9 protein-coding genes are annotated in these 9,776 nt (G+C 61.5%); 2 read left to right on the forward strand and 7 right to left on the reverse strand.

Annotation, left to right across the window (positions count from 1 at the left end):
- Positions 1-7: 7 nt before the first annotated feature.
- The 6 genes from ligA to ACIOU9_RS07665 form a co-directional block, all read right to left on the reverse strand.
- Entirely contained in the window at positions 8-2,284 is a 2,277-nt protein-coding gene (gene ligA / locus ACIOU9_RS07640) for an NAD-dependent DNA ligase LigA (RefSeq protein WP_286172049.1), read from the reverse strand.
- A gap of 47 nt (positions 2,285-2,331) precedes the next feature.
- A complete protein-coding gene (locus ACIOU9_RS07645) occupies positions 2,332-3,288 on the reverse strand; it encodes a PP2C family protein-serine/threonine phosphatase (RefSeq protein WP_402696454.1) in 957 nt (318 codons plus the stop codon).
- Positions 3,288-4,499 carry an adenylate/guanylate cyclase domain-containing protein gene (locus ACIOU9_RS07650; protein ID WP_105657141.1) on the reverse strand — a complete coding sequence of 404 codons (1,212 nt, stop codon included), beginning with the start codon at positions 4,497-4,499 and terminating at the stop codon, positions 3,288-3,290. The genes ACIOU9_RS07645 and ACIOU9_RS07650 overlap by 1 nt, the downstream gene beginning before the upstream one ends.
- On the reverse strand, positions 4,496-5,044 hold the full coding sequence (locus ACIOU9_RS07655) for a hypothetical protein (protein WP_133833027.1): 549 nt from the start codon (positions 5,042-5,044) through the stop codon (positions 4,496-4,498). Before ACIOU9_RS07655 ends, ACIOU9_RS07650 begins: the two co-directional genes overlap by 4 nt.
- Positions 5,045-5,130: 86 nt before the next feature.
- Complete coding sequence (locus ACIOU9_RS07660; RefSeq protein ID WP_402696456.1) at positions 5,131-5,997, reverse strand: biotin--[acetyl-CoA-carboxylase] ligase; 867 nt, start codon at positions 5,995-5,997, stop codon at positions 5,131-5,133.
- Between the two features lie 57 nt (positions 5,998-6,054).
- Complete coding sequence (locus ACIOU9_RS07665; protein WP_133833029.1) at positions 6,055-6,912, reverse strand: NAD(P)-dependent oxidoreductase; 858 nt, start codon at positions 6,910-6,912, stop codon at positions 6,055-6,057.
- Positions 6,913-7,107: 195 nt separating this feature from the next.
- On the opposite strand from ACIOU9_RS07665, the gene ACIOU9_RS07670 reads away from it, so the two are divergent.
- Positions 7,108-8,718: an acyl-CoA carboxylase subunit beta gene (locus ACIOU9_RS07670; RefSeq protein WP_105657137.1), complete on the forward strand. Its 1,611-nt coding sequence runs from the start codon at positions 7,108-7,110 to the stop codon at positions 8,716-8,718.
- Between the two features lie 52 nt (positions 8,719-8,770).
- Positions 8,771-8,989 (forward strand): acyl-CoA carboxylase subunit epsilon, encoded by a 219-nt coding sequence (locus tag ACIOU9_RS07675; RefSeq protein ID WP_105657136.1) that lies wholly within the window; start codon positions 8,771-8,773, stop codon positions 8,987-8,989.
- A gap of 79 nt (positions 8,990-9,068) precedes the next feature.
- On the opposite strand, the gene ACIOU9_RS07680 is transcribed toward ACIOU9_RS07675, so the two are convergent.
- On the reverse strand, positions 9,069-9,770 hold the full coding sequence (locus ACIOU9_RS07680; protein ID WP_133833030.1) for a hypothetical protein: 702 nt from the start codon (positions 9,768-9,770) through the stop codon (positions 9,069-9,071).
- Between the last annotated feature and the right edge of the window lie 6 nt (positions 9,771-9,776).

Genomic DNA, 9,776 nt, shown 5'->3' on the forward strand with positions numbered 1-9,776 from the left:
TCCATTTCTAGCCTTCCGTTAGTGCGGCGAGGGCTACCTCGCGCGCTGCGTCTGGGCCCTGTTCAAGCAGGACGCCGAATCCGGTTTCGTCCAGTACCGGAACACCCAGGGACTGGGCTTTGTCCAGCTTTGACCCTGCGGCTTCGCCGGCCACCAGGAAGTCCGTCTTCTTCGAAACGCTGCCGGTGGCCTTGCCGCCACGGACAATGATCGCTTCCTTGGCGGTATCGCGGGAATAGTGTTCCAAGGTACCGGTCACCACAATGGCCAAGCCTTCGAGGTTCTTGGTGATGTTCGCATCTTGCTCGTCTTCCATCTTCACCCCAGCGGCCTGCCAGGAGGAGACAATTTCACGGTGCCAATCCACCTTGAACCAGTCCACCAGCGCGTCGGCAATGATTGATCCGACGGAATCGATTTCGCTCAGTTCAGCCTCGGCGTTGCCCGAGTCAAGGACCTCGAGCAGGGCATCCATGGAGCCGTAGCGGGTGGCAATGGCCCGCGAAGCGTTCGGGCCAACGTGGCGGATGGACAGTGCCACCAGCACGCGCCACAGCGGGTTGCCCTTGGCCTTTTCCAGCTCATCGAGCAGCTTCATGGTGCTCTTGGTTGGTTCTGACGGCTTCTTGGCGGTGGCCTTGGAGTAGAAGTACGGGACGAGCTCGAAAATGCCGGTGCCTTCCCCCTTGGAACGCTTTTCCCGCCATACCTTCACCTCGCCAAGCTCGTCGAGCATGTCCTTGAGGTTGAACAGTTCGGCTTCATTCTTCAGCGGGCCGGAGCCAGCAGGCAGAATGATGCCGCCCTGGGTGGCAGGGTCCTCGCCCGGACCGCTGGTCAGGGCCGCTGCTGCTTCGTAGCCCAGCGCCTCGATATCAAGGGCGCTGCGTCCGCCGAGGTAGGCCACGCGTTCGGTGAGCTGGGCCGGGCAGGATTCAGCGTTGAGGCAACGAATGTCCACATCGCCTTCCTTGGCCGGCGCCAGTGGCTGCCCGCAGGATGGGCATTCGACAGGCATGACGAAATCACGCAGGTCATCGTTGCCCTCACGCAGTGGCAGCACCGGGCCAACAATTTCAGGAATGACGTCTCCCGCCTTGCGCAGGATAATGGTGTCGCCAATCTTGACGTTCTTCGCCTTGACGACTTCCTGGTTGTGCAGGGTCGCGCGGGCAACGGTGGAGCCAGCGACGAGGACCGGTTCCATCACGCCGAAAGGCGTCACGCGGCCGGTGCGCCCCACCTGGACCTGGATGTCCAGCAGCTTGGTGTGCACTTCTTCTGGCGGGTACTTGTAGGCGACAGCCCAGCGTGGAACACGCGAGGTGTAGCCCAGCTGTTCCTGGGTGGCCAGGTCATCGACCTTGATGACGATGCCATCGATGTCATGGATCAAGTCGTGGCGCTTCTCGCCGTGCTCGGCAATGTAGTCCTTGGCTTCCTGGCGGCTGCCGACAACGCGGCCGTAGGGCGAAACCGGAAGACCCCAGTTGCGCATCAGCTCGTAAGCCTGGGACTGTTCAGCAAGGTTGAAATCGCGGCTGCGGCCCAGTCCGTGCACGAACATGCGCAGCGGACGCTTGGCAGTCTGTTCCGGGTCCTTCTGGCGCAAGGACCCGGCGGCCGCGTTGCGCGGGTTGGCCAGGGGCGCCTTGCCCTGGGCAATCAACGCTTCGTTGAACTTGTTGAAGTCATCGGTGGCAATGAAAACTTCGCCGCGGACTTCGAATTCTTCGGGCCAGCCGGTGCCGGACAACTCCTGCGGGATGTCGCCGATGGTCAGCGCATTGTGGGTAACGTCTTCACCGGTGGTGCCGTCGCCGCGGGTAGCTGCACGCACCAGCTTGCCCTGGCGGTAGGTCAGGTTCAGTGCCAGGCCATCGATTTTGACTTCGCACAGCCACTTGACCGGGGTTTGCGGGTGCAGGCGTTCGGCATTGACCTGGGCACGTTCGAGCCACGCTTCGAGTTCATCAAGTGAGAAAACGTCTTCCAGCGAGTACATGCGGCTTGCGTGGGTGACCGATGCGAAGGCGGCGGAAACTTCGCCGCCGACTTCCTGCGTGGGCGAATCCTGTCCAGCCAGGATGGGATAGGTTGCCTCGAGCAGCTGGAGCTCATGGAACAACGCATCGTATTGCGCGTCGGAGACCAGAGGAGCATCGTTTTGGTAGTACGCCTCGCGGTGGGCACGGATCTGCTCGACCAGCTGTTCATAGCGGGACTTGTCAGCTTCTGGCGGAACGTTGGTGGCCTCAACTGGTGTTACGTCTTTTTCACTCACGTATTCAATTGTGCCCCACCGGCGGACAGTTTAGCTGGCTTGGAGCCCTAGTTCCCGGGTGCGTCAATTTGCGCGGACTCGGCTGCCAGCACATCAAGGACAATCACCGCGATGTTGTCCCGGCCGCCAGCTTCCAGTGCGGCCCCGGTGAGAATCCGGGCCGCTTCGGTGCGGTCCTTGTAGTTCACCAGCAAGGTCTGCAAGATGTCTTCGGTCAGTTCGCCCGAGAGCCCGTCGCTGCACAGCATGTAGCGGTCGCCGATGCGCGGCTGCAAGACGGTGAGATCCGGCTGGCTTTCGGCGCCGGCGCCAAGCGCACGGGTAATCAGATTCCGGTGCGGATGATTGCGGGCTTCCAACTCGGTGATCTGCCCGGCATCCACCATTTCCTGCACGGCCGAGTGGTCACGGGTCAGCTGCTGCAGGGCGCCATCACGCAACCGGTATCCGCGCGAGTCCCCCACATTGACCAGCAACAGGCTCGGGATTTCATCGGCGACTACCGGGATCGGCTCGGTAGCTGGAGCCAAACTGGCGCGGTGGTTCTCCAGCATTTGCGGAGTGATCTTGGAGATGACATCGGTGTTCTGCGTCATCGCGAAACTTGAGGTCCAGGGCGGCACCGCGGCCAGTGGAGCGGTCACATTGTCCCGGCCTTTGCCCGGGGTCTTGATCTGCACCATTGCGCACAAGGTAGTGCCGCCACGTGATTCAAGCGCTTCGCGAATGCGGTCATCAGCCAGTTGCACCTGGCGCTGGACATCCGGCACGGATGGCAGTTTCCGAACCGACGTCTTATTGGCGAAGGTGCAGATTTCCTGCATGGTTTCCACCGCAAGCTGGCTGGCCACCTCGCCAGCTTCGTGACCGCCCATGCCGTCGGCTACCGCATACACGATGTCGTGCATCAGGATGCGGTCCTGGTTTTGCGTTCGTTTCCGGCCCACGTCCGTCAGCCCTGCCGCGGCGAGGATGAACGGTACCGGTGCTGGTTCTTTAGCCACTAGTCAATCACCAGTCCTGCTCCCTCGCCTGCGGAGAGCTCATAGGGTTGAATGTCTCCAAAGCCGCGCACCGCGGTGATTTCCTGGGCGGTGAGCACAAAGCGTGCGTCATTGCGCAGGGTGTTTGCGGTAATCGCGTCGGTCAGCACGGTGCCCGGTTCCGCCAGCGAGGTCAGCCGAGCCGCCATGTTCACCGTAGGACCATAGATATCGCCCAGGCGTGAGAGCAGCCGGCCCCAGACCACCGCGCCGCGGGTTTGCGGGAAGAGCTCGTCCTTGGCCAGCTCGCGCGACAAGGACAGCGCAATCTCGGCGCCGGCCTGCGGGGTTTCGGCCACGTAGAGCACTTCATCGCCAATGGTCTTGACCAGGCGGCCACCGCCCACGGAAATGACTTCGGCGCATTTGGCTTCGAAGCGCTGCACCAGCTGGGCCAGGGTGCGCTCGTTCATGCGGCGCGACAGCGAAGTGTAGGAGACCAGGTCGGCAAAGCCCACCGCACGGGCCAGTGGCAGCGGGGTGCCGCCATCTTCGTCGCCACGGTCTTGGTTGTAGGCAGCCACTCCGGTTTCCACCCGCAATGCCATGCGGTGCACGGCAGAGTTCAGCTGGCGGCGCCATGAGTAGAGCAGCAGGTCTTCAATCGCTGGAATGATTTCGGGCAGCAGGCCGAAAAGCTGGCGGCGCGCCTGGCGATCCGACATGTTCTGGTTGGCGATCATGTCCTCAACCAGTGCTTCGATCTGCCACACCACCATGCGGTCAGTCATCTGGCCAACCGAACGCATCAGGGAAATGGCGGTTTCTTCGGTCAGCTTGCCTTCGCGGACCATCCCCACCATGGTGCCCAGGGCTTCCTTGTCGGCCTGGGTGAAGAACACTTCATCATCGCTGAGTTCAGGGAAGCCGATGGCGCGCCAGAGCTTGCGCGCGGAGTGCAGGGAAACACCGGCCTCGGAAGCGACCTCGCGGCGACGGAATTCGCGTTGGCCGCCGATGAGCCGCCTTTCCAGCGAAGCGACGGTGTCGCGGACAGCGTCGGGGGTGTGGGCCGGAATGCGCAAGGGGCCTTCCATGGCCTGCGCAAGTTCGAAAATTGGATCCGACTCGGCCGGTGTGGCCACAGGGGGGTGCTGGCGGGCGCCGCGGACAGCCTCGGCGGCGGACTGCGGAGAGTCTGCTCGGGGTGTGTTGGTGTGCTCGGTGCTCATGCCCCCATGCCCTCACTGTTCGTCGTTTCGGTGTGCGCCGCATTCTGGTTGCTGCGCAGGTTCGCCATCGCCTCCATTGCCAGGGAACGGAAATACGGTACCGAGGGGACATGTGAGAGTCTCACGTATCCCTGGTTCAGCACGATATCCAAGGTTCCCGCACGCGTCATGGTGTTCTTCGCCTTGCTGTGCGCGACGAGGTCGCGAACTGTAAATAATCCTACAGATTGCAGCTTGCCATCGTTGTATGTGGGCCGGAACATGATCCGCTCGGTGGTCAAGACGATTTGGCTGCGTAGCCACCGGGCCCAGGGAATCACGCTCCAGATCAGCACCAGTGCGGCCCAGAGAACCACCGAAACGACCATCCACACATTCGCGTTGCCAGCTAGCCAGTCCGAGAGATCGTCCCGGGAGAGATAGCCCAACGAGAAGGTGCACACGGCAGTCAATACGAGGAAGGCTCCCACGGGCTGGCGCAGCACTCGCGAATGTTCACGAGTTTTGATAATCACTCGTTCCCTTTCATGCAGCGGCAACTTCATCGTGTTGTTCCTCGCCCCTCCTGTTCTCGACTCCGTGTTTCGGTCATCATCTCCAATAATAGTCCCGGGCCAAGACCCAAGTCTGGTTAGGCATACTTTCCGTCGGCGCGCCGTACGTGGTGCACGTCCCCTGCCATCACGTGCTTCCGCTGCCCGGTTCCATATTCCAGGACCAACGAGCCGTCTGCGCCCAACTCGACCGCGTTGCCAACCAGCGTGGATCCATCGGGGAATTCCACACGCACTTCATGTCCCAGTGTGGCCAGCTTGTCGCTGACGAGCTGGCGCAAAGATTTTCCATTATTTCCCGGCAACGGCATCTGCGCAAAGCCGCCGACCCGGCGGAAACCCTGATCCAGTGCTGCGAATTGCTTCAGGTACTCAGCCAGCAGTTCGGTGCGGTCCAAGTTCTGGGCGCCAGCCAAACGCAGGGACGTCGCGGTGGGCACCGGAAGCTCTTCCCGGTTCTGGTTCACGTTGATTCCGGTGCCAACCACTACCCCGTAGCCGTTGCCAGTTGGAACCATTTGCGCCAGTATGCCGCAGACTTTCTGCTCTCCGGCCAACAAATCGTTGGGCCATTTGATGCCCAAGGGAACGCCGCCGATATTCTCGGCGGCTCGGCTCCAGGCCAAGGCCGCAAGCATGGTGTACCAAGACAGGGATTCGGCAGGGAAGCTGGGACCGGGCACCGCCAAGACACTGACGGTCAGGGAGGATCCTGCCGGAGTTACCCATTCACGGCCCAAACGCCCTTTGCCTGCCTGCTGGTGCTCCGTGAAGTACACGCTGAGGTGGCCGGCATCCCCATTGCCAGCCAGTTGCGCCAACTCGGTATTGGTTGAACCGGAGGTTGGCTTGATATTAACCAGCCCCAATTCCAGCTGGGCGGTGAGCTCGGTGAAGAGCCGGGAATCGAGAACTGCGCGGTCGGTGCCATGCGGGTTTTCCATACCTCCAACCCTATGGCACCGGCCGATGATTATGCTTAGTACTGCCTCGTCATCTGCCTAGAGGAAGATGTCTTCAACCAGCGGGACTTCGGGGTTCAAGGTGTACTTCTCCAGGTCCGTCTCGCCAGCCAGCGTCAGCACCTGTCCATCCGTGAAGAAGTTTCCGCTGACTCCGGCTGGCGGGCTGGCAAGAATGGCCATGGCGGCATCTGCCACGACCGAAGCATCGCGCGCTCCCTGAACCATTTCCTGTCCGCCCGGCAGGTTCCGGATGGCTGCGGTATCGATCAGGGTTTCGGGCCAGAGCGAGTTCACGCCGACGCCATCGTCCTTCAGCTCTTCGGCCAGGCCAAGGGTGGTCAGCGACATGCCGTATTTGGCCATGGTGTAGGCCAAATGCCGTCCAGCCCACTTCGGTTCCAGGTTCAATGGCGGGGAGAGGGTGAGTACATGGGCATGCTCGGAGGCGCGCAGGTACGGGAGCGCGGACTTTGAGAGCAGGAAGGTGCCGCGGACGTTGATGTCCTGCATCAGGTCGTAGCGCTTCATATCAAGCTGATCGGTCTTGGCCAGGTTGATGGCCGAGGCGTTGTTGACCACAATGTCGATGCCGCCGAACTTTGCCACGGCCTCTTCCACCGCGCGCTGCACATCGGCGTCCACGCGGACATCGCCAACTACGGCCAGGCCCTTGCCACCTGCTTCTTCGATTTGCGCAACGGCGGTGTGGATGGTCCCTTCCAGTGCCGGATGCGGCGTATCGGTCTTGGACAGCAGGACCACATTGGCCCCATGCTTGGCTGCGGCCAGGGCGATAGCCAGGCCGATGCCGCGGCTACCGCCGCTCATCAGGATGGTGCGGTTTTCCAGGTTCCCGGGAACAGGTGCGATAAGAGTGCGCGATTCACTAGTCATGTGATATAGATTACGCGATAGTCCGCCACTAAGCTACTGTTCAGTAACTTATTCTGGCGTGCCACGCACCAGATATCGGGCCATTTTGTAAGATTCCTACAAACAAATGAGCTGTTTGCCCAGCTAGACTGGCTTAGTTGGCATTTTTCTTGTGCCATTCCTACACATTGAAGACAACTCGAGGGAGTCGAAGGCATGACGCAGGGCAGAACCGAGGCAGCCGAGTCAATCGACCTGTCCACCACCGCCGGAAAGCTTGCTGAGTTCCGCCGCCGCCAGAAGCTCTCTAAAGCGCCAAGTGGCGAAGCAGCGATTGAAAAGCAGCACTCCCGCGGCAAGCACACTGCCCGCGAACGCATTGAAATGCTCATGGACGAGGATTCCTTCGTTGAGTTCGACGCCCTCGCAGTCCACCGCTCCACCGCCTTCGGCATGGAGAAGAAGAAGCCATTAGGCGATGGCCTGGTCTCCGGCTACGGCACCGTCGATGGCCGCCTGGTGGCTGTCTACTCCCAGGACTTCACCGTCTACGGCGGCTCCCTGTCCCAGGTCAATGGCGAGAAAATCGTCAAGGTCCAGGAATTTGCGCTGCGCAACGGCTGCCCAGTTGTCGGCATCCTGGATGGCGGAGGTGCCCGCATCCAAGAAGGCGTCGCTTCCCTGGCCATGTTCGCCGACATCTTCCGCAACAATGTCCATGCCTCGGGCGTTGTCCCGCAGATCTCGCTGATCATGGGCCCATCGGCCGGTGGTGCAGCGTACTCCCCTGCACTGACCGACTACGTGATCATGGTCGACAAGACCAGCCACATGTTCATCACCGGTCCGGACGTCATCAAGACGGTTACCGGCGAGGAAATCGACATGGAAACCCTGGGCGGCGCCCGCCAGCACAACGCCAATACCGGTACCGCCACCTATCTTGCGTCCGATGAAGAAGACGCCGTGGAGTTCTGCAAGGAACTGCTGGACTTCCTCCCGTCGTCCAACCTCTCGGATCCGCTGATTGCCGAATTCGATGAAGAGCTGGATATCACTGCCGAGGACCTGGAGCTCGATACGCTCATCCCGGACTCCGCCAACCAGCCTTATGACATGCGCACGGTCATCGAGTCGGTTGTCGACGACGAGCATTTCTTTGAAATGCAGTCGCTGTACGCACCGAACGTGATGATTGGCTACGCCCGCATCGAAGGGCGCACCGTGGGCATCGTCGCCAACCAGCCAATGCAGTTCGCTGGCACCTTGGATATCGCCGCCTCGGAAAAAGCTGCCCGCTTCGTGCGCAACTGCGACGCCTTCAACATCCCGATCCTCACCTTCGTGGACGTGCCAGGCTTCCTGCCGGGCAAGGACCAGGAATTCCAGGGCATCATCCGCCGCGGTGCGAAGCTGCTCTACGCCTACGCCGAGGCCACGGTGCCGAAGCTGACCGTGATCACCCGCAAGGCCTACGGCGGAGCGTACATCGTGATGGGTTCGAAGAAGCTGGGCGCGGACCTGAACCTGGCTTGGCCTACCGCGCAAATCGGCGTGATGGGTGCCCAGGGCGCAGTGAACATCCTCTACCGCCGCGATCTGGCCGCAGTGGAAGCCGAAGGCGGAGACGTCGAGGCCCGCCGCAAGCAGATTATCGACGACTACGAGGCCGAACTGCTCAACCCCTACCAGGCGGCGGAGCTGGGTTACGTGGATGCGGTCATCGCCCCGAGCGAGACCCGCTTCCAGCTGGTTCGCGGCCTGCGCGCGCTGCGCGAGAAGCACGTTAGCCTGCCTCCGAAGAAGCATGGCAACATCCCGCTGTAAGCAGCAGTGCCTGCCCGCCTAGTACCAGCTAAAACCAATAAGGAGCACTCCCATGGAACAGAACGCTGCGTTGCCTGTTGCCCCGCAGATCCGCGTCACCAAGGGAAACCCCAGTGACGAGGAAGTGGCGGTAGTTACCGCGCTGCTCGCTGCCATGGGCAATACTCCGGCTCCTGCACCAGAAGCCGCAGAGCCCAAAAAGCGTGTAGCCCGGATCCGCAGGCGCCGGGCGCTGGCCCCGCGTTTGGGCTGGACTATTGGCCGGCGCTAAGGCCTGCTGAAAGCGATGGCCCGGAACGTTCCCTAGCGGAATTTTCCGGGCCATTGCTCTGTGCAGCGCCGCTGGCAACCTAGTCTTCGTCGGGAACTTCGAAGTCCAAGATGGCTAGGTCTGCACGAGTCACCAGATGCGAACTCACAGCATGTTCCACCAGTCGCGCCCTGCGGTTGGTGGCCAATTTTCCAGGCCCCCCGCGCAGCCCGGCCACGCCGGCCTTGTCCAATTTGTCGCAGACGTTATCGAGTTTGCGATTGAACTTCGTAATTCCCCACCCCAGCCGGGCGGCGGCAGCGGCACTCGTGGGAATTGAACTCAAGCCAGTGCCTTCACGGCGCAGCATCGGCTCAGCCAGGACAACGACCAAGGCCCGCTGGGCACTGGTCAGCAGCACCGGGCCAATGGTAGTCTCGCCCGAAGCGTCGTAGTCCATGTAGGCCTGCCGGAATGCCGGCTGCGCAACATGAATCGATAGCTCGTAGGTGGTGGGACCGGCGGTGAAAACCACGCCCACCCGGTTCAGCACCAGGGGCAGGCTCGATTCCGGCGAGAGCCAGGCCTGCAGTCCGCCGGTACGGTCAGCAATCGTCGCGGTCAGCCGGCTACCGACGTTATTAAGCCACCACAGCCCGCTTTGCTTGGTAATCGTCAAGAAGTGCCGGTGCAAGTAGGGATTGTCGTCGATGGCCAGATCGCCTTCTCGGCCGATGGTGAAGGGCTTGGCGTCTTGGACAGGATAATACTGTCCGCAGTACTCGATAGTTACTTCACTCATCTCTCT

The sequence above is a fragment of the Glutamicibacter sp. NPDC087583 genome (assembly GCF_044743685.1).
Taxonomy (GTDB): Bacteria; Actinomycetota; Actinomycetes; order Actinomycetales; family Micrococcaceae; genus Glutamicibacter.

What these genes read in the sequence shown, in the direction of transcription:
- ACIOU9_RS07650 (WP_105657141.1), bottom strand. Translation starts at nt 4,499, where the DNA reads ATGAGCACCGAGCACACCAACACACCCCGAGCAGACTCTCCGCAGTCC.
- ACIOU9_RS07655 (WP_133833027.1), bottom strand. Translation starts at nt 5,044, where the DNA reads ATGAAGTTGCCGCTGCATGAAAGGGAACGAGTGATTATCAAAACTCGT.
- ACIOU9_RS07660 (WP_402696456.1), bottom strand. Translation starts at nt 5,997, where the DNA reads ATGGAAAACCCGCATGGCACCGACCGCGCAGTTCTCGATTCCCGGCTC.
- ACIOU9_RS07665 (WP_133833029.1), bottom strand. Translation starts at nt 6,912, where the DNA reads ATGACTAGTGAATCGCGCACTCTTATCGCACCTGTTCCCGGGAACCTG.
- ACIOU9_RS07670 (WP_105657137.1), top strand. Translation starts at nt 7,108, where the DNA reads ATGACGCAGGGCAGAACCGAGGCAGCCGAGTCAATCGACCTGTCCACC.
- ACIOU9_RS07675 (WP_105657136.1), top strand. Translation starts at nt 8,771, where the DNA reads ATGGAACAGAACGCTGCGTTGCCTGTTGCCCCGCAGATCCGCGTCACC.
- ACIOU9_RS07680 (WP_133833030.1), bottom strand. Translation starts at nt 9,770, where the DNA reads ATGAGTGAAGTAACTATCGAGTACTGCGGACAGTATTATCCTGTCCAA.